The sequence below is a fragment of the Planomonospora sp. ID91781 genome, assembly GCF_015711595.1.
Classification (GTDB): domain Bacteria; phylum Actinomycetota; class Actinomycetes; order Streptosporangiales; family Streptosporangiaceae; genus Planomonospora; species Planomonospora parontospora.
Genome location: NZ_JABTEY010000001.1, coordinates 755,580 through 774,370 on the forward strand (window position 1 = coordinate 755,580; position 18,791 = coordinate 774,370).

The 18,791-nt window shown below is 72.9% G+C and carries 15 protein-coding genes and 1 tRNA gene; 10 read left to right on the forward strand and 6 right to left on the reverse strand.

Features of this window, described 5'->3' with window-relative positions; translation table 11 throughout:
• Window positions 1–226 precede the first annotated feature (226 nt).
• From HS048_RS03470 to HS048_RS03480, 3 genes are all read right to left on the reverse strand, one after another.
• Entirely contained in the window at window positions 227–1,606 is a 1,380-nt protein-coding gene (locus tag HS048_RS03470; protein ID WP_196466132.1) for a chaplin family protein, read from the reverse strand.
• Window positions 1,607–1,840: 234 nt separating this feature from the next.
• The gene (locus HS048_RS03475; RefSeq protein ID WP_068900472.1) at window positions 1,841–2,470 is read right to left on the reverse strand and encodes a hypothetical protein; all 630 of its coding nucleotides are present in this window, start codon (window positions 2,468–2,470) and stop codon (window positions 1,841–1,843) included.
• Between the two features lie 108 nt (window positions 2,471–2,578).
• Window positions 2,579–3,886 carry a M20/M25/M40 family metallo-hydrolase gene (locus HS048_RS03480; protein ID WP_196466133.1) on the reverse strand — a complete coding sequence of 436 codons (1,308 nt, stop codon included), beginning with the start codon at window positions 3,884–3,886 and terminating at the stop codon, window positions 2,579–2,581.
• A gap of 164 nt (window positions 3,887–4,050) precedes the next feature.
• On the opposite strand from HS048_RS03480, the gene HS048_RS03485 reads away from it, so the two are divergent.
• A tRNA-Leu gene (locus tag HS048_RS03485) sits at window positions 4,051–4,138 on the forward strand.
• 423 nt (window positions 4,139–4,561) lie between these two features.
• Complete coding sequence (locus HS048_RS03490) at window positions 4,562–6,022, forward strand: DHA2 family efflux MFS transporter permease subunit (protein WP_307832354.1); 1,461 nt, start codon at window positions 4,562–4,564, stop codon at window positions 6,020–6,022.
• 51 nt (window positions 6,023–6,073) lie between these two features.
• Here the strand turns inward: HS048_RS03490 and HS048_RS03495 are convergent, their stop codons facing one another.
• Window positions 6,074–6,523 (reverse strand): GNAT family N-acetyltransferase, encoded by a 450-nt coding sequence (locus HS048_RS03495; protein ID WP_307832355.1) that lies wholly within the window; start codon window positions 6,521–6,523, stop codon window positions 6,074–6,076.
• A 571-nt stretch (window positions 6,524–7,094) separates the two neighbouring features.
• Here HS048_RS03495 and HS048_RS03500 point away from each other — a divergent pair.
• From HS048_RS03500 to HS048_RS03530, 7 genes are all read left to right on the forward strand, one after another.
• Window positions 7,095–8,363, forward strand: a complete 1,269-nt coding sequence (locus HS048_RS03500) for a hypothetical protein (RefSeq protein ID WP_196466135.1) — start codon at window positions 7,095–7,097, stop codon at window positions 8,361–8,363.
• 28 nt (window positions 8,364–8,391) lie between these two features.
• Window positions 8,392–10,392 carry a hypothetical protein gene (locus HS048_RS03505; protein ID WP_196466136.1) on the forward strand — a complete coding sequence of 667 codons (2,001 nt, stop codon included), beginning with the start codon at window positions 8,392–8,394 and terminating at the stop codon, window positions 10,390–10,392.
• Window positions 10,389–12,074: a hypothetical protein gene (locus HS048_RS03510; protein WP_196466137.1), complete on the forward strand. Its 1,686-nt coding sequence runs from the start codon at window positions 10,389–10,391 to the stop codon at window positions 12,072–12,074. Before HS048_RS03505 ends, HS048_RS03510 begins: the two co-directional genes overlap by 4 nt.
• Window positions 12,075–12,119: 45 nt before the next feature.
• A complete protein-coding gene (locus HS048_RS03515; protein WP_068900460.1) occupies window positions 12,120–13,112 on the forward strand; it encodes a MinD/ParA family protein in 993 nt (330 codons plus the stop codon).
• Entirely contained in the window at window positions 13,112–13,867 is a 756-nt protein-coding gene (locus HS048_RS03520) for a hypothetical protein (RefSeq protein WP_068900458.1), read from the forward strand. The genes HS048_RS03515 and HS048_RS03520 overlap by 1 nt, the downstream gene beginning before the upstream one ends.
• 121 nt (window positions 13,868–13,988) lie before the next feature.
• Complete coding sequence (locus tag HS048_RS03525) at window positions 13,989–15,395, forward strand: hypothetical protein (RefSeq protein ID WP_196466138.1); 1,407 nt, start codon at window positions 13,989–13,991, stop codon at window positions 15,393–15,395.
• Window positions 15,392–16,168 carry a glycoside hydrolase family 16 protein gene (locus HS048_RS03530; RefSeq protein WP_084008711.1) on the forward strand — a complete coding sequence of 259 codons (777 nt, stop codon included), beginning with the start codon at window positions 15,392–15,394 and terminating at the stop codon, window positions 16,166–16,168. Before HS048_RS03525 ends, HS048_RS03530 begins: the two co-directional genes overlap by 4 nt.
• A 79-nt stretch (window positions 16,169–16,247) precedes the next feature.
• Here the strand turns inward: HS048_RS03530 and HS048_RS03535 are convergent, their stop codons facing one another.
• The gene (locus tag HS048_RS03535; protein ID WP_307832356.1) at window positions 16,248–16,697 is read right to left on the reverse strand and encodes a GNAT family N-acetyltransferase; all 450 of its coding nucleotides are present in this window, start codon (window positions 16,695–16,697) and stop codon (window positions 16,248–16,250) included.
• Between the two features lie 259 nt (window positions 16,698–16,956).
• Between HS048_RS03535 and HS048_RS03540 the strand changes: the two genes are divergently transcribed.
• Window positions 16,957–18,369 carry an LCP family protein gene (locus HS048_RS03540; protein WP_196466139.1) on the forward strand — a complete coding sequence of 471 codons (1,413 nt, stop codon included), beginning with the start codon at window positions 16,957–16,959 and terminating at the stop codon, window positions 18,367–18,369.
• Between the two features lie 18 nt (window positions 18,370–18,387).
• Here HS048_RS03540 and HS048_RS03545 read toward each other — a convergent pair whose 3' ends face one another.
• A complete protein-coding gene (locus HS048_RS03545; RefSeq protein ID WP_068900451.1) occupies window positions 18,388–18,756 on the reverse strand; it encodes a metalloregulator ArsR/SmtB family transcription factor in 369 nt (122 codons plus the stop codon).
• Between the last annotated feature and the right edge of the window lie 35 nt (window positions 18,757–18,791).

Genomic DNA, 18,791 nt, shown 5'->3' on the forward strand with positions numbered 1-18,791 from the left:
CGGTGGGTCCGGGGGCGCCCCGCGCCGGGCGGTACGGCGAGCGGCCGGCTGCCGCTCGCCCCGCCCGGCGGGGGCCGGTCTCGGTGGGGCCGGTTCGGCGGGTCTCCGCCTCCCCGGCCCTCGTCTCGCCGGTGCTCTGCTGAGCCTGCCGGAGCCAGGCCTCGAGCCTGCCGCCGGAGCCAGGCCTCGAGCCTGCCGCCGGAGCCAGGCCTCGAGCCTGCCGGAGCTAGGCCTTGTGCTTGCCGAAGCGGACCCGGCGGGTGGTCGCGAAGAGGGTGGCGGAGGCCGCCGCCATCGCCCCGACCACCAGGGCCAGCAGCGAGCCGGAGGTCATCCCGGTCACGCCCGCGGGCTGGGCGGCGCTCATCAGGCCGATCCCGCCGAGGGCCGGGACGGCGTCGTTCAGGCCGTCCGCCGGGGAGGAGGCGTGCCGGGCGCTGCGGTCCCCGGCCTTCGAGCCGGACAGGTTCGGCAGCTCGGCCAGGCCGGGCACCCCGTCGACCGCGGGCAGCGCGGACGAGGAGGCGCCCCGCATCGCCTGAGCGGCACCGGCGTCCTGGGCTCCGCTCAGTGCCGGGACGACCGGCAGCGCCGGGAGGAGGCCGGAGGTGTGCTTGCCGGGGCGCTTGCCCCACTTGTCGTAGCCGTGGCCGTCGTACCCGTGGCCGGACTTGCCGACGTGCGCGCCGCCGAGGCAGCCCGCGGCGGCGTCGGCCAGAACGGCCACCGCGTTGCCGCAGACGTTGACCGGTGCGGTGATCGGCGCGACCACCTGGTTGCCGCCCAGGATGCTGTGGTCGCCGCTGGTCCGGTTGCCGCCGGCGCCCTTGCCGGAGTTCTTGACCGAGGCGCCGCCCTTGCAGCCCGCGAACGCCTGGCCGAAGAGCGCCCCGACGGAGTTGCCGCAGACGTTGACCGGCGCGGTGATCGGCGCGACCACCTGGTTGCCACCCAGGATGCTGCCACGGCCGCTGGTCCGGTTGTCACCCGCGCCGGAGCCCTTGCCGTGTCCGTTGTGGTAACCGTGGCCGGGCTTGCCGCCGGTGACCGAGGCGCCGCCCTTGCAGCCCGCGAACGCCTGGCCGACGACGGCGACGGCGTTGCCGCAGACGTTGATCGGAGCGGTGATCGGCGCGACCACCTGGTTGCCGCCCAGGATGCTGCCACGGCCGCTGGTCCGGTTGTCACCCGCGCCGGAGCCCTTGCCGGAGTTCTTGACCGAGGCGCCGCCCTTGCAGCCGGCGGCGGAGCGGCCGATGACGGCGACGGCGTTGCCGCAGGCGTTGATCGGAGCGGTGATCGGCGCGACGATCTGGTTGCCGCCGAGGATGCTGTGGTCGCCGCTGGTCCGGTTGCCGCCGGCGCCGGAGCCCTTGCCCGACTGCTCGACGGAGGCGCCCCCGACGGAACCGGCCTCCGACTCGCCGATGGCGGCGACGGAGTTGCCGCTGATGTCGATCGGCAGGGTGATCGGGAGGTTGACCTGGTTGCCGCCGCCGATCGAACCGTCGCCCGAGGTGTCGGCGAAGGCCGTACCGGTGCCGAGGGACATGACGCCCAGTGCGAGAAGGGCCGCGGGGGTCGTGCTCTTAACCCACGTACGCATGCTTGAAGCTCCTTGTGGTTCATTCATGGGGGTACCTGACATCTCGTGCGCGAGGTGCGCGGGCAGGCGGGATCCCGGCGGGAGACCGCACAGCGGACGCCCGGCAGCCGTCACGAGACCTGGAATCGCTCATCACCCGTGGTGCGGAACGGCTCCTCCGTCAGGAGGACCAAGGCACGTTCCGCTCGACCGGCGCTTTCGTCTGGAGAAACGCGGCCGGTCCATGGGACGGGATCAGTCGGGAGAGAAGGATGGGTCGTCCGCCGCTGTGCGGACGACGGGCGGGAGCACCCCCGCGAGCGGGGCGCGCTGCGCCCTGAGGCGCGGGTCGTAGTCGAACCGCGCGATGTCTCCCACACCCGGCCCGAAGGAGCCGGATCCACCGCTCGGCTGGGGCACGAACCCGTTCGCCCCGGCGTTGTGGTCGGCGGTGGAGGGTGCCGGGAATCCCGGAGTCGACTGGCTGGTGAGCCCGTCGACGCCTCGCCCGGCCATCGCTTCGGCGTTTCCTTCCGCCGGAAGGTCGCCGCTTTCCGTGGGGAAGTCACCGACCTCGGAGACCGGTCCGGAAGCGGCCGTGTCGAGAGGGCCGGAACCCACCGCCGCAGGCGCCGCCTCTGCCTCCGCGGTGGTGCCCGCGGCCGCCGGAGCGGCGCAGAGGAGCCCGAAGACGACGGCGAGGAGCCATCCGGCGGCGAACAGGCCGCCGACCGCGAGAACTCGCCTGACGACCCGCCGGGCGCCCGTCGTGAACCGCGTGGTCCGGATCTCCCGGACGGCGGGCGCACCGGCGGAGAGGAGCACGGGCACGCACGGGACGGCGGGCGGGAGGATCCCCCGCTGCCCTTCCGGCGTGCGTGCCACGCGACCTCCCCAGCTCCTGGCGGGGGCCGCGTGAAAGCGGCCCTCCCTTCGACGGAGAGTTACGCTAGCACTACGTCGAGTCAGTGCAATGGTTTTTCCGGGAACGTCTCAGCAGCCGTCCAGGAAGCGGTCAAGAACGCGCACCCCGAACCGGAGCGAATCCGTCGGAACCCTCTCGTCCACCCCGTGGAACATCCCGGAGAAGTCCAGGTCCGCGGGGAGCCGCAGCGGCGCGAACCCGAATCCGCGCATGCCCAGCCGGCTGAAGGCCTTCAGGTCGGTGCCCCCCGACAGCGTGTACGGCACCGCCAGCGCCCCCGGGTCCTCCGCGACGAGCGCGTCGGCCATCGCGCGCACCAGAGGCCCGTCGAAGCCCGTCTCGATCGCGATGTCGTGGTAGACGAACTCCCTGGTCACGTTGGGCCCGAGCAGCCGGTCGACCGTCTCGAAGAACTCGTCCTCGTAACCGGGCAGGAACCGTCCGTCCACGTGTGCGGTGGCGGTCTGCGGGATGACGTTGGCCTTGTAGCCGCCCGCCAGCATGGTGGGGTTGGCGGTGTTGCGGAGCGTGGCGCCGATCATCCGGGCCAGCGGGCCGAGCTTGGCCACGGTCGCCTCGGCGTCGTCGGCGTCGAGCTCCAGTTCCAGGGCCTCGGAGACCTCGGCCAGGAAGGTCTTCACGGTCTGCGTCAGCCGTACCGGCCACTCGTAGCGGCCGATCCTGCCGACCGCCTCGGCCAGCTCGGTGACGGCGTTCTCGTGGTTGAGCATGGAGCCGTGCCCGGCCCGGCCGCGGGCCGTCAGGCGCATCCAGGCGATGCCCTTCTCGGCCGTCTCGATGAGGTAGAGCCTGCGGGCCTCGTCCAGGGAGACGCTGAACCCGCCGACCTCGCCGATCGCCTCGGTGCAGCCCTCGAAGAGGTCGGCGTGGTTGTCGGTCAGCCACTGCGCGCCGTACGAACCGCCGGCCTCCTCGTCGGCGGTGAAGGCCAGCACCACGTCCCGCGGCGGGCGGCGGCCCTCGCTGAGCCGCTGCCGGACGACCGCGAGGATCATCGCGTCCATGTCCTTCATGTCGACCGCGCCGCGCCCCCAGACGCAACCGTCGGCGATCTCCCCGCTGAGCGGGTGGTGGGTCCAGTCGTCGGCGTTGAAGGGGACGACGTCGAGGTGCCCGTGGAGCAGCAGCGCGTCACGCGAGGGGTCCTCCCCGCCGATGCGGGCGACCACGTTCGCCCGGCGGCTGTCCGACTCCAGGATCCGCGGCTCCAGGCCGACCTCGGCCAGCTTCTCCGCGACGTACTCGGCGGCGGCCCGCTCGCCCGGCCCCGTGTTGTCGCCCGCGTTGGTCGAGTCGATCCGGATCAGGTCGCGGCACAGTCCGACGACCTCGTCCTCACCATTGAGCGCGGTCATGTCGACTCCTTCGGTTCGGTACGGCTTGCGCCTCCCATCCTGCCGTCGCCGGAACCCCGTCGGCATCCCCGGGGACCTCGCCGGTAACCGATATGACGTGCGCTCAAAGGTTTGCTAACCTAGGTCCGCCGACGAGGGATGACGGTCTCGCGTGCAGGCACCAAGTCCGGGTGGCGGAATGGCAGACGCGCTAGCTTGAGGTGCTAGTGCCCTTTGCGGGGCGTGGGGGTTCAAGTCCCCCCTCGGACACCAACCCTTTGCACATGTGGAGGCCAGGTACAACCTGAGCCTCCACTGGCGTTTCCGGGGCCGGTAGGTCGGTCTCGTTCCGATGCGGACGCGGATCCCCGCCTCGTCGGCGGAGCCTGACTCCCGCAGGGTCCTCACCGGGCCCGCGCCGGGTCTCCGCACTTCTTCGGCCTTCTCCGTGTCGTGCTGCGCCGGCCACCGGTCCCGCGTCTCGACCTCGCGCGCCCCGGCCGGGCCTCCCCGGCCGGGGCACCGCCGAACCGGTGAAAACCAGATGACATTTCGGATCATGTACCGGAGGCTTGAGCGCGGTCGGTGAGTTTTGTCGGTGGCGTCCGTCACTCTTACATGGCCACGTCCCGTGGGACCGAAGGCCGGCATGCCGGCCGCGGCCACGCCATCTCCGACGACCCCGATCGAGGTACCGTGTCCAGCCGACTGCTCGACTCACCCGCCAAGCCCGCGGCCCCCGTCCCAGGTCGCACGCCGCCCGTGATCCGGCTGCTGGTGCTCGCCACGTTCGTGGTCATCCTCAACGAGACGATCCTGATCAACGCGATCCCGCGGTTGACGGATGCGCTGCACATCACCGTACAGACCGCGCAGTGGCTCTCGACGGCCTTCATGCTGACCATGGCCGCGGTCATCCCCATCACCGGGTGGTTCCTGCAGCGGGTCTCCACCCGCGGCGCGTACGCCACCGCGATGAGCCTGTTCCTGCTCGGCACGGCGCTGGCCGCCGCCGCGCCGTCGTTCGAGGTGCTGCTGAGCGCGCGCATCATCCAGGCATCCGGGACCGCCGTGATGATGCCGCTGCTGATGACCACGCTGATGCAGGTGGTGCCCGAGGCGGACCGGGGCCGGGTGATGGGCAACGTCACGCTGGCCATCTCGGTCGCGCCCGCGATGGGCCCGGCCGTCTCGGGGGTGATCCTCCAACTCGGGTCCTGGCGCCTGCTGTTCGCCGTAGTGCTCCCCATCGCCGCCGTGATCGCGTGGCGCGGCCTGAAGCAGCTCGAGAACATCGGCGAGCCCCAGGCGAGCACCATCGACTGGTTCAGCGTGGTGACGGCCGCCGCCGGCTTCGGCGGCCTGGTCTACGGGCTCAGCCGGTTCGAGAGCGGTGACGTCCGCGTCGCTGCCGCGATCGTGGTGGCCGGCCTGGTCACCATCGCCGTCTTCGTCCTCCGCCAGCTGTCGCTGCAGAAGCGGGGCACGCCGCTGATGGACCTGCGCACCCTGCGTCACCGCACCTACACGGTCGCGCTGGTCCTGATGGCGGTGGCCTTCATGGCGATGCTGGGTTCGATGATCCTGCTCCCGATCTACCTGCAGAACCTCCGCGGACTCGACGAACTGCAGGCGGGGCTCCTCGTGATGCCGGGCGGCCTCGCGATGGGACTGCTCGGCCCGGTCGTCGGCCGCCTGTTCGACCGGTTCGGCGGCCGGGTCCTGGTCATCCCGGGGGCGATCGGGATCACGCTCGCACTGGCCGGTTTCACCCAGATCACGATGACCACGCCGTACTGGCTGCTCCTCGGCCTGCACGCGCTGCTCATGGTGGGTCTGGCCGCGACCTTCACCCCGGTGTTCACCCTCGGGCTCGGAGCGCTCCCCCCGCACCTCTACTCCCACGGCAGTTCGATCCTGAGCACGCTGCAGCAGGTCTTCGCGGCCATCGGCACCGCGCTCGTGATCACCGTGATGAGCGCGCGAGCAGACGTCCTGAAGTCCGCGGGAGTCGCCGGGGATCTCGCCGCCCTCGACGGCATGCGGCTGGCCTTCATCATCGGCGCGGCGCTGTCCGTGGTCGTGGTCGTCACCGCCCTGCTCCTCCCGGCCCGGGCGGACAAGGCCGACGGGACCGGGGGAGCCGGCCACTTCTGACGGCGCTCGTCCCGGCCGCGCGGACGGCCGTCCCGGCCGTACGGACCCTCGTCACGGACCTTTCCCGGGCCGCGACAGCCAGAGCCGCTCTCCGTCGTCGAAGCGATCGGTGGGAAGCAGACCCACCCGGCGGGCCACGGCGGCGGAGGCGGCGTGCTCGGGGTGGATGTGCGCTTGGACGAAGACGACACCGCGCGCGCGGAGCCGGCCGGCCGCGGCCCGCGTGGCCTCGGACGCGTACCCTTGTCCTTGCCGGTGCAGGCCGACCACCCAGGCGATCTCGGCCCGCCGCCCCTCGTCCGTGACCGTCGCCTGGACGTAGCCGTCCGCCTGCCCGCGGATGATCCAGTTGTGCCACTCCTCGCTCCCGTCCGGGGAGCGGCCGACGACCTGCCTGGCGTAGCGGGCGCGCAGTTCGTCCAGCGCGGGCGGGGATCCGCCGGTGAAGGCGTAGAGCTCGTCCCCCGCCAGCACTCCCACCATCTCGTCGGCGTCGGCCACGGAGAGAGGGGTGACAGGTCCACCCGCACCCGCAGACCCGCCTCCGGTGAGCGGCATCCGGCGGGTGGACCATCGGCGGATGGACTCGCGGTGAACGGCGGACCGGGAATGCCGCCACGGTGATTCTCCGGGGATCTTCGGAGCCGGTCCCCGGGAGCCGGGAACGGTGTAATGGTTGGCATATAAGCGGCATATATGGACGACCCAACCAGGTGACATGGACATGCGAATGGCATTCATGTCATACGGCTTGTAATGATCATGAATTTCCGGGCGGGTCCCCGGAGGCGGTGACAGGAGCCCTCTCGAGCCGCCTCGCTGGGGTTCGACACCAGAGCGAATCTCTAGAGATGTCCTGGTGGGGACGATCTAGACCTTCCAGACATTCGCCGAATCCCGAGTTTCGGATAGTCCGGATTACGACCCTTATGCCATTTATATGACAGAAGCTTTAAGCGCTAATAACCCCGTCCCTTTACCTTCCCCCGGGATCATTGTCAGTCTAATATCGGGATCTATGTCGCGGCATGCATCAGATTCCCCGGGCAGGCGAGTCTGGCTCTCCCAGCGCATGGATGCCCCTGCCGCACAGGACTTCGACGACGGTCTCTGGGAGCCCGAACGACTGTCCACGTTCAGGTGGCGGAAGGTCGCCGTGTTCGGGACGGCCGCCACCGTCTTCACCGGAGTGGGCATCTGGATCGTCCTGTCCGGCTCCTCCGGTCCCCGGACCCTGCTCGCCCACACCACGCCCGCCCCGGGCGGGACCTCGTGGGAGGCGGCGGTCCCGCCCCCGTCCGTCGACGCGTCCCCCTCCGGCGCCCACTCCTCGTCCGGCACCACCGAGAAGGCCGGACGAGGGGTGATCGCTCCGGCCACCCCGGTGGATCCGACCGCCGCCGCGGAGCCCCCCGCGGATCCGGCCGCCGAACAACCCTCCGCGACCACGGCCGAGTCCCCCGTGGACACCCTGCCGACGCGGGTCACCGCCAAGGACGCGCGCCGCATCCACGGCCGCTACGCCCGGGAGCTGTCCATCGCCCAGTCGAAGATGGACGCCAAGGCGATGGGGAAGCTGGAGCACGGCCTCGCCCTGGAGATGTCTCGGGCGGCCTTCGAGACCGCCCGCATGGAGGGCACGCAGGTGGGGGCGGGCATGTGGCCCCGTCCGAGACTCTGGGTGCCCCGCGACTCCACGGGGACCACCGACTGGTTCGTCGCGGTCGCCCACCGGCAGAAGGTCGCCCGGATCATGGACGTGATGGCCTCCACCCCGGCCGGCTGGCGGCTGGTGGGCTCCACCGCCGACGTCCGTCCCGTCCCCGCGCCGCTGCCCGAGATCGCCACCGACTCCGAGGGTTACGCCACGAGCCTGCCGGAGAACGCCACGGGCCTGAGCGCGACCCCGCGCCAGGTCGCCCGGGCCCATCTGGCGAGCCTGCAGAGCACCCGGCCGGACGCGCGGTTCGCCGACGGCCCGTGGACCAGCGAGGCCGCGCTGTTCTGGCGGCAGGAGCGCGCCCAGCTGGAGCGGGCCGGCTGGCGGCTCTCGCTGTCCTACCGGCCGGAGGGCGCGGTGCGCTCGCTCATGACCAGTGACGGGGGCGCCCTGGTCTGGTACGCCGCCCGCTCCACCGACCTGCGCACCGCCCGCCGGGCGGGCGCGCTGGTCACGCTGAAGGGTGCGGCCGCGGTCCGCACCGGCAACAAGGCGTTCTCACGCTCGGCGAGCGTGACGTACGGCCGCATGTACGCGGCCTACATCCCGCCCGCCGGTTCCAACGAACGGGTCCGTGTGCTCGGCGAGTGGTCCGAAGTTCTGGAGAGCCACGGCACCTGACGTTCCCACCGGAAGAAGAGGAACATTGATGACGACACCATCACGTAAGCCCTCGCGCGCGACGGTGGTCACTGCGAGCATCGCGATCGGGGTCTTCGCGGCCGGCACCGGCCTCGGAGCCGCCGTCTCCGCGCTCTCCCCGCCCGCCGAGGTCGAGACGGTGCAACTCAGCACCGGCACCTACCTCCTCGACGCGCGGACGGGCACGTGGGCGGCCCTGTCCCCGGAGCGGGAGGGTGCGCCGGTCGCCGCGGGAGACCCGGGGGCGGCGAGCGCCGCCGGCACGCGGGTCTGCCTCTCCCTCACCCCTGACGGCCGCGTGGTGAGCGGCGGCGGGGAGGGCTGCACCACGCTCTCCTCGGTCGGCGTCGCCCTCGCCTCCGCGCAACGGCCCAGTGATCCCAGCGGCGCCCCGGCTCCGCCGGAGAAGCCCGCCGACCCGCCGAAGTCGTCCGACTCGAAACCTCGCGACTCCGGCTCCAGCGGCAACTCCGGTGGCAACTCGGGCTCCCGGCAGGCGGCCCCGAAGCAGCAGTATCCCGCCCCGCCCGTGCAGAACCCGGGGAACCAGTCGAACAACTCCAACCCCAACCCCGCTCCCGCGCCGAAACCGACGAAGCAGATCAGCAACAACCTGGGGGAGGGCAGCAAGATCGTGGACTCCCCTCCCAGCAAGCAGAGCGTCAACATGCCTGCGAAGGAGACGCCCCGCAACACCTCCTCTTCCCCGCGTGATACCACGCGCCCCAGCGGCACCGGTGACCGCGACGGCGGGGGAGCATCCACGGACGACCGCCGGTCCACCCCGCCGGGCCGTACGGACAGCCGCACAGACGGCCACACGGACAGCCGCACAGACCGTCGTACGGAGAACCACGCGGAGAGGCAGAAGAACACACCGGCGGAGACCGGGAAGCCCACGGACCGGCCTGCGGGAACGGGGAGGCCCACGCACCCGGCGAAGCGGTCCGCGCGGACCGCGAACCCCGAGCCCCCCGTGGAGAGAGGCGAGCACGCGCCGCCCTCCGTGAGGACGCTCAAGCCGGCACTGCCCTCCCGGGGAGACCAGGCCCCGCAGGACCGCAGGAACGCCGGAGACCCGCCCGCGCCGCAGGACGAGCACGCGCCCGCACCTGAGGGCGGTGAGAGGAACCCGGAGAACCGGGCACCGGCTGCTCCGGGGGAGACCCAGGCACCGCCCGCCCAGGCCCCCGATGCCCAGGCCCCGGACGCTCAGGATCCGCCCGCGCAGGCCCCGGACACCCGGGATCCCAACGGGTCCGGGAACCAGAAGGGGGACGCTCCGCGCTCCGCCGACCTCCCCGCCGAGCAGCGCTCCCCCGACGGTGGCGTCTCGCTCCCGGTCTTCCGGGACCCCGAGCTCCTCCGGCGCGCGCAGCAGGCCCTCGGGCTGGACCGGAACATGCGGTACACCGACGCCAACGGCGTGTGGGACCTCAACATCGCCCCGCCGGGCACCCCTCCCTGCCGGAACTACTCGGCCGCCGAGCTGGCGGAGCTGCGCTCCGCCCAGGACGGCACGGCCCTTCCCGAGAACGCCGTCCCCCGCGACTCGTGCCAGTGGCCCGCCTTCCTCCGTTGGCTCTTCGCCGACCCGGCCCCCGGTGAGGTCAGCAACTGGACCAAGTTCACCGGCCTCTCCGAGCGGAGCCTGGAACTCGTGGTGACGGACCCGTCCCCCGCTCGGTCCGGCGCCCCGCAGAACGGTCAGGGCGGCCAGAACGGCCAGAACGGCCAGAACGAACAAGACGGCCGGAACGGGCAGACCGACCCGTTCGTCCAGCCCGCGCGGCCCGAGGATCGGCCTGCCGGGTCCGGCGGACAGGAACAGCCCGCTCTGCCCGGGCAGCCCGACCCCGGTGGGCTCGGTTCCGTGCCGTCCGACCAGCCCGGTTACGGCGACCCGGGCGGCTACGGTGCCCCCGGCGGTTACGGCGACCCGGGCGGTTACGGTGACTCGGGCCGCGGCGGGCCCGCTCCGGACCCGGCCGGATACTCAGGCCCGTGAACTCATCCACCGGAACCGGGAACGCCGTGCTCGGCCCCGGCCAGTGGAGGGCATGGGTGCACGAGCACGGCGCGCACCTACTGGACTACGCCGTCTACCACCTCGGGCCGGAGCAGGCGACGGCGGCGGTGGCCGCCGCCGTCGCCGCGTGCGGCGTGCGCTCCGCGCCGGTGAACGCTCCGGGGAACACCACGGAGAACGTCTCGGGGAACGTCTCGGTCCGGGCCCGGCTGCTGGCGGTCCTGCGGCGGGACTGCTTCACCCGGCCCGGCCACCGGGACGGATACGTGCCGGGCGGCGGGCCGGGCATGCCGGACGTCCTGCTGATCGAGCAGGGGTGGGGACTCGCCGACCCGCTGGGCACCGAGGCGCTGCGGCTGATGTTCCGTCACGAGCTGACCTCGGAGGACCTCGCGTACGTGCTGGCCCTCCCCGTGGAGGAGGTCGACAGGCTGGCGACCAGGACCCAGGACATCATCGAGACGCTCGTGAGCGCCCTGGACGGCCTCGCCCACGGGCGTCCGACCTGTCCCGAGCTGCGCGCGCTGGCCGCTTCCGCGTTCCCCGGCGACCGCCCCGGACCCTCTGGCGGACCCGGTCACGCGCGGGAGGAGCTGCTCGCGCACATCGTCAGGTGCCCGGCCTGCACGCGGCCGATCAACATCCGCTACACGGTCCCGCAGATGATCTCCCATCCTCCGCTCCCCCCGCTCACCCCCGAGGCCGGGACCCGCATCCTGGACGCCGTGCCCGAGGTCTCCGCCCCGCCTGCGGCCGCGGAGCCGCCACGTGCGGGCCTGCCCGCACCCCGTCGCGGTACCGCGCCGTACGCGAAGCCGTACCCGTCACGGGCCGCGAAGCCGTACCCGTCACGGGCCGCGCCGTCGGCACGGCCTGCGCCCTCGCAGCCCTCCGCGGCGGCCCCTCCCCGGGGGGAGAGGACCGTTCCCCTCGCCGCCCCCGTACCCCCGGCGGCGCCCGCGCCCCCGGCGCGTCCGGAGCACGACACCCCGCTCTACGACGCGCTGCTCTCCCAGATCGCGTCCCGCGCCGGGCGGGCGAACCTCGACGTCCCTCTCTCCATCCCCTCCTCCACCGGGCCCCCCGGTACGGCCCGCGACCCCGGACACCCCCACGACGGACCGAGAGCGCGCTTCGCCGAGGCGCTCACGTGGGCGGGGGACAGGTTCCGGACGACGACGCTGAAGATCATCGTCATCGTCGTCGCCGGCACCGCGGGAACCCTGACGGGAATGAACCTCCTGGGTCCCGTCGGCGCTGAGCGCCCGGCCGGGACCCTGCCGTCCTCCAGGCCCCAGGCCGCCGTGACCGTCGCGCCCTCCCCGCCCGCGGCCTTCCCCGAGGAGAGCGCGCTCGCCGCAGAGGGCACGCTGGCCGCCCGGGTGCCCCTGCCCGTCGAGGTGACGCTGGACGAGTACGGGCGGGGCAGCATGACCCTGACCGTCACCTCGGGAGACCCGCTGGCCTGGCGCGCGGCGGCTCCCGGCCTGGTGGTGAGCCCGTCCGCCGGGACCCTGGAGCGGGGGGACAAGAGTGTGATCACGCTGCGCGCCCTGCGGGTGCGCCACTGGTGCGGTCCCGCCCCCTTCGTCACCGTCCCGCTGACCCTCCACGGACCCGACGACTCGATCTCCACGACGGTGCGCTGGCGTACCTGCTGACGGCCCCGCGCCGGCGCGCCGTTCCGCACGAAAGGACCCCCGACGATGACAGAGACCTCCCCCCAGATCCATTCCACCCCGTCCACCCCGTCCGACGCGCAGCTGGAGTCGGTCCCGCTCACCGCGGAGCACCTGCTCACCAACCGGCGGCCGGAGCCCTCCGGCGGCTGGCGGCGGCTCGTCTGGCTGCTCTCCGCGAAGAAGATCATCCCAGCCGAGTCCGCGGCGGAGATCGAGCGGCGCACACTGATCGCCCAGGCCCAGACGCCGGTCGCGCGGGGGCACCACCGGATCGCGGTCATGAGCCTCAAGGGCGGGGTCGGCAAGACCACGACGACCGCGGCCCTGGGCAACACCCTCGCTTCCCTGCGGGGCGACCGGGTGATCGCGATCGACGCCAACCCCGACCGGGGCACGCTCGGCCTCAAGGTCAAGTCGGAGACCGCCGCGACCATCCGCACCCTGCTCGCCGAGGCGCCGCACATCCTCCGCTACGCCGACGCCCGGGCCTTCACCTCGCAGTCCCCCGCGCGGCTGGAGGTCCTCGCCTCCGACACCGACCCGGCCGTCAGCGAGGCGTTCAACGCCGAGGACTACCGCACGGTCGCCGGGCTGATCGAGCGCTACTACTCGATCTGCATCACCGACTGCGGGACCGGACTGCTCCACGGGGCCATGGGCGCGACCCTGGACCTCGCCGACCAGATCGTGCTGGTCAGCCTGGTCGCGGTGGACGGGGCCAACTCGGCCGCCGCGACCCTGGACTGGCTCAACGCCCACGGCCACGCGGACCTGGCACGGAACGCCATCGTGGTGCTGAACGCGGTGGAGCCGAAGACCGACGTCGACCTCGACCTGCTGGAACGCCACTTCAACACCCGGTGCCGCACCGTGATCCGCATCCCCTACGACCCTCACCTCAAGGAGGGCGCGGAGGTGGACCTGGCCCGCCTGCGGCCCACCACCCGGGGCGCCTACCTGCGGCTGGCCGCGGCGGCGGGTCAGGCGTTCAGCCTGCACCCCGACCGGAGCCACTAGTGCCGCCGGCCGTCGAGGACTCCGTGCTCGACGTCGACCTCGGCCCGCCGGGACGCGCGTCCCGGCGGAGGGTCATCGTGGTCCTCGCAGTCGTCGGGCTGATCGTGGCGGCGGTCGTGGGGTGGCGTCTCCTGCGGTCCGGTACGGCTCCGCCGCCGGCCGCCGCCTCGCCCTCCGCCACCGCCCCGGCCGCGGTCACCCTCGCCTCGCCCTCCGCCTACCAGGGCGACGCCGGCTATCCCGTCGGGTTCCCCCGCACCGAACTGGGCGCGGCCTCCGCGGCGGCGGCCGCGCTGGAGACCGCCTGGACGCTGGACTCCGCCCAGGCCGAGCAGGCCGCGGTCCTGTACGCCCCGCCGGAGCAGCAGGACGAGGCGCGCAAGGCCGCGGCGGCCACCGCCCGCGGCTGGCGGGAGACCATCGGGCTGCCCGCGGACGGGAAGCTGCCCGAGGGGGCGGCCCTGCGGACGGAGACGATCGGCGTGCAGTGGCACAAGCGGGCGGAGGACCAGGTGCAGGTCTCCCTCCTGGTGCGGGTGACCGCCACCAAGGGCGCCGAGGACGACGGACCGGCGTACTCCAGCCCCGTCGCCATGAGCGTGCTCATGGTCTGGCATCCCACCGTCCGCGCCGGGGCGGGGGACTGGGTCAACACACCCGATCCGCTGCCCACGGTCGTGCCCCAGGTCGCCCTCCCCGGCACCTCCGAGTTCACCGCGGCCGGCTGGAAGGCCGTCACCGCCCCCACCCGTTGACCGGGCCCCGGTGACAGGGCCCCGGTGACAGGGCCCCGCCCCCACCGGTCCCATCTCGTAACCGGCCCGGCCCCGTGACCGGTCCGACTCATATACCGCGACAGATCGAGGAAGAGCCCTCATGTCCCCACGTAGCTCCTCCCGGCGCCTCACCCTCGTCTCCGGACTCCTCCTCGCGGGAGTGTCCGCGGCGGCCGGCGCCCTCACCGCCCAGCCCTGGGTCGCCGCGGCGGCCCCCGGGCCGGCGCCGACCGCCCAGGACGACCCGCAGCCGATCCCGGTGGACCCCGAGCCTCCGGCGGCTCCGGAGTCCGAGGACGGACCCGTTCCCGAAGAGGACGGACCCGCTCCGGAAGAGGACGGACCCGCTCCGGAAGAGGAATCCGCTCCCGAAGAGGAATCCGCGCCGGAAGAGGACGGTCCCGCTCCCGGGGAACGGCCCGAGCAGAGCTCGCAGCCCGATCGGGAACAGGCTCCGGAGCGCGAGAGCGTGCCGCCGTCCGAGCAGGAGGCCGAGGACGATCCCGTTCCGGACGAGGATGATCCGGCGCCCGCCCCCACCGCCGACGCGCCCTCGGCCGCGAAGCGCGGCCCCGGCGCCGCCCGAGGCAGGACGGCGATGCCGGAGAACCTGAAGCAGCAGAGGGCCGAGCCCTCCCGGAGCCCGGCCCGGAAACCGGCGGACGACACTCCGCCCCCGGCGAAATCCTCCGGTCCCACCGGCACGCCGGACCCGCAGCGCACCGCACCCCCCGGCGACGCCCCTGAGAAGCCGGACGAGCGGTCGGGCGGCGCGCAGCAGAACCCCGACGGGCAGCCGAGCAAGCAGTCGGCCAAGGAACCGGGCAAACAACCGGACGAAGGTCCGCAGAAGAACCCCGACGAGCAACCGGCCAAGGAACCGGGCAAACAACCGGACGAGGGCCCGCAGAAGAACCCCGACGAGCAACCGGCCAAGGAACCGCAGAAGGGGACGCAGGAGCCCGTACCGGACGCGACCATCGCCAAGCCCTCACCCGACGGCACACGACGGCCCGCTCCGCACCCCGGCTCCTCGGAGAGACCACGGACGACCACCCCGAGGCCCGCCGCCACGCGGCGGCCCGCGCCGGACCCGGCCCCTTCGCGGAGAACCGTCCCGCCCGCTCCGGAGGCCGCCGAGGTCTCGTCGGAGGAGCCGCTCCCGGTCCGCTCCCCGCTGCCGCAGCCGTCCGGACCCCCGGCCGCACCGGACGTCGTACCGCTTCCCCTGCCATCGTTCCAGGAGCTCTGCCCGCCCTCCGGCACCGCCGCCACCTGCTGGAATCTCGCTCCCTGGCACGGCCGTACCACCGATTCTCCTGACAGCTCACCTGCGGCGGAGCATGATGGGCAGCAGACGTCGGCGACGCCTCGGTGGGTCTTCGCACTCCCCGCGGCCTCGACGGCGGACCCGTCTGCCAAGGGCCGTTCGGCCCCCGCTCAGGTTGGTTGCTGGGCCTTCAGCCCACCCACGCTCTGCGCCAGATTCCAGGAGAGCAATCCATGATCCTCCGTTCCCGCGCCCGGACAGCCGTTCTCAGCATGGTGACGATGCTGGCCCTGGGCACCGCCCTCGGCGCCGCGCCCGCCGAGGCCTCGTCCGCCTGCCCCGCCGCCCCCGACGGTTCCAGCGCCGCCAAGGCGCGCGGCTGGGGGGCGCCGGTCTGGTGCGCCGAGTTCGAGGACGAGTACCTGGACTCGTCCGACTGGGTCTTCTACGACACCCCCGGGCACGCGGGCAAGGGCCGCCGCACCTCCAAGGAGCTCTACCTGGGCAACGGCGCGCTCTACCTGCACGGCCTGGCGGACGGGACCACGGCGGGCCTCGGCGCCCGCCACGCCCAGTCGTACGGCCGGTGGGAGACCCGCATCCGCCTGTACCGTGGCGCGGGCGCCTACCGGCCGATGGCCCTGCTCTGGCCGAACGGCGGGGGCGGGGGCGAGTACAGCGCCACCCGCGAGGAGATCGACTTCATGGGGGTCTACAACGACCCCCACCGGCAGCGGGCGGACTTCTTCCTGGAGACCCCCAAGGGCGGCCACGAGCTGGGCTACGCCGACGTGGACATGACCACCTGGCACACCTACGCCGTGGAGAACAGCCCCGCCGGGGTCGTCGGCTACCTCGACGGGCGCGAGTGGTTCCGCTCGTCCCACTCCACCCGCAGCCCGATGTCCCTCTGCCTGCAGCTCGACTGGTTCCCCGGCGAGGGCAGCAACGGGGAGGCCTGGATGGAGGTCGACTGGGTGCGCATCTACCCGATGAAGGCCGACGGCTGACGGCCGTACCGGACCGGCCGGCCGGGGCGGTACGGCGGGCTCGCCGCCCGTCCGGGCCGCTCCGGGGACGGGGCGGCCGTCAGAGCCGCATCTCCAGGAGCTGGCCCGGCCACTCTCCCACGGTGAACGGTTCCGTCCTGGTGAAGCCCTGGCTCTCGTAGTACTTCACCAGGCGGCCGTCGTCACCGGCGTAGCAGTCCACCCGGACCAGCGAGATCCCCTGCTCGGCCGCCTCGGCGCGGGCCCGCTCCAGCAGCGCCGCGCCGATCCCCCGGCCGGGGAAGCGCCGGTCGACGACCAGGACCCGGACGTAGACCTCGGGTTCGGGGGCGGGCGTGACGTAGGGCATCGCCGGTCCGACGACGAGGCAGCCGGCCGGCTCGCCGTCGACCTCGGCGATGCGCATCCCGCCGGCCGCCGCCCACTCCTCCACCCGCGCCACGCGGGCGGGATCGGTGGAGAACGGCTCGCTGCCCCACTGACCGGTACGGCCCTGCGCCGTCAGCCACGCCACCGCGCTGTCGAACATCCCCAGAACGGCCCGAACGTCATCGGGGCCACCATCTCGGATAACCATCGGCGGATCGTAACAGGAGCCGCGTTCCGCCATCACGCCACGTCAGCGAGGCGCACCGGAGTTTCCCGGAACTCCGCGGAGCGCTCAGTAGACTCGGCGGCAGCCGGAGCACGGCTCCTCCGCCGGGGGCGTACGCCCCCGGTCCGTCCCCTTCCGGAGTCACGTCAGGAATCCGGCCCGCGGGCCGGTTCCTCCACGCTGGAGACAACTGGTGAGCAGTGGATCGACCGACGCGCCTCCGAGGCCCGCGGACCCGGTGAAGCCCCGGCGGCGGCGCCGGTGGGTGTGGTGGCTGGTGGCGTCGGTGACGACCGTCACGGTCGGTGTGAGCGCGACGGTGGTCGGCGCGTACGTGAGGCTGTCGGGGAACGTCCGGCACGTCGAGGTCGGCACGGAGGACCTCGGGCCGCGCCCGGTGAAGGCCGCGACCAAGGCGGTGAACGTCCTGATCGTCGGTTCCGACCAGCGCGACGGCAGGAACGCGAAGTACGGGCGGTTCCCCGGGGAGCGGACCGACACGATCATGCTCGCGCACATCTCGCCGAAGCGGGACAACGCGGTGATCGTCAGCTTCCCGCGCGACTCGATGGTCCCGCTCCCCGCCTGCCGGGCCCGGCACGGGCTGCCCGGCCAGCACCCCCACGTGGGGATGATCAACGAGTCGTTCAACTACGGCGGCATCGCCTGCACCTGGAAGACGGTCGAGACGCTCACCGGCATCCGCGTCGACCACTTCGTGAAGGTCGACTTCACCGGGTTCAAGGACATGGTCGACGCGGTCGGCGGGGTCGAGGTCTGCGTGCCCGAGCCGGTCAACGACACCAAGGCCCTGCTCACCCTCGACGCCGGACGGCAGACGCTCCGGGGCGAGCAGGCCCTCGGCTACGTCCGCGCCCGCTACAGCCTGGGCGACGGCTCGGACATCGGGCGCATCCAGCGGCAGCAGATGTTCATCGCCTCGATGCTGAAGAAGGTGATGAGCGGCGAGACGCTCACCGACCCCGCCCGGCTCTTCGGTTTCCTCGACGCGGCCACCCGGTCGGTCACCACCGACCCCGGCCTCACCCCCGCCGTGATGAAGGACCTCGCGCTCAGCGCCAGGGGCCTGGCCGCGGGGCGGATCCGCTTCGTCACGACGCCGTGGCGCTACTCGCTCGTCCACCCGGGAAAGGTGGAGTGGGTCGAGCCGCTGAGCACAAAGCTGTTCCGTATCGTCGCGCACGATCGGCCGCTCACCGGATCGGGGGTCAGGGGAGGGCAGACCAGGGTGCCGCGCGAGCAGATCGACGTCGAGGTGCGCAACGGGACCTGGCGCTCCGGTCTGGGCACGCTGGTCGCGGCCCGGCTGGAGGAGCGGGGTTACCACGTCTCCCGGATCGGGGACACAGCGCGCAAGCCGCGCCCCCGGACCACGGTCGTCTACTCGCCGCGGAGTGCGACGAAGGCGCCGGTCCTCAGCCGCGACCTGCTGGTCTCCGCCGGACGGCTCGTCCCCGCCGGGACGACGGGCAGGCTGGTCCTGGTGATCGGCGACGACTGGCGGGGGGTCAGGGAGCTGCGCCCGGACGGCGTCGACGGCATCAAGGGCTTCGACGCCACGCACGACTCCTGCGCGAGCGCCTGACGGGGACGGCGGGCGGGGTCAGCCGTGGCGCAGGTGCTCGCGGCTGAGGTCGAGGAGCATGCGCACGTGGGCGTCGGCGAGGCGGTAGTAGATCATCCGGCCGGATCGGCGGCCGACCACGATGCCCGCGGTGCGCAGCAGCCGCAGGGCGTGGGAGACGGCCGTGTCGCTGACCTCGACGGTCTCGGTGAGGTCGCAGACGCACAGTTCGCCGGCCTCCAGGAGCGCGTAGAGGAGCTGCGCCCTGGTCGGGTCGCCGAGCAACCGGAACAGCTCTGCCAGCCGTACGGCCTCCTCCGCGGTGACCAGCCGGTCCCGGGTCGCCGCGACCCTGGCCTCGTCCGGCTCCACTGTCGTGCACGCGTCCAGTCCGGCGACGGCTTCCATGGGCGGACTCCTGAACAGCTGCTCAAATGATAATC

Excerpts from the sequence above, each read along its gene's own strand:
- HS048_RS03480 (WP_196466133.1), bottom strand. The coding sequence starts at position 3,886 with ATGACCGCGCTCAATGGTGAGGACGAGGTCGTCGGACTGTGCCGCGAC.
- HS048_RS03525 (WP_196466138.1), top strand. The coding sequence starts at position 13,989 with ATGTCCCCACGTAGCTCCTCCCGGCGCCTCACCCTCGTCTCCGGACTC.
- HS048_RS03470 (WP_196466132.1), bottom strand. The coding sequence starts at position 1,606 with ATGCGTACGTGGGTTAAGAGCACGACCCCCGCGGCCCTTCTCGCACTG.
- HS048_RS03500 (WP_196466135.1), top strand. The coding sequence starts at position 7,095 with ATGGATGCCCCTGCCGCACAGGACTTCGACGACGGTCTCTGGGAGCCC.
- HS048_RS03505 (WP_196466136.1), top strand. The coding sequence starts at position 8,392 with ATGACGACACCATCACGTAAGCCCTCGCGCGCGACGGTGGTCACTGCG.
- HS048_RS03535 (WP_307832356.1), bottom strand. The coding sequence starts at position 16,697 with ATGTTCGACAGCGCGGTGGCGTGGCTGACGGCGCAGGGCCGTACCGGT.
- HS048_RS03545 (WP_068900451.1), bottom strand. The coding sequence starts at position 18,756 with ATGGAAGCCGTCGCCGGACTGGACGCGTGCACGACAGTGGAGCCGGAC.
- HS048_RS03530 (WP_084008711.1), top strand. The coding sequence starts at position 15,392 with ATGATCCTCCGTTCCCGCGCCCGGACAGCCGTTCTCAGCATGGTGACG.
- HS048_RS03515 (WP_068900460.1), top strand. The coding sequence starts at position 12,120 with ATGACAGAGACCTCCCCCCAGATCCATTCCACCCCGTCCACCCCGTCC.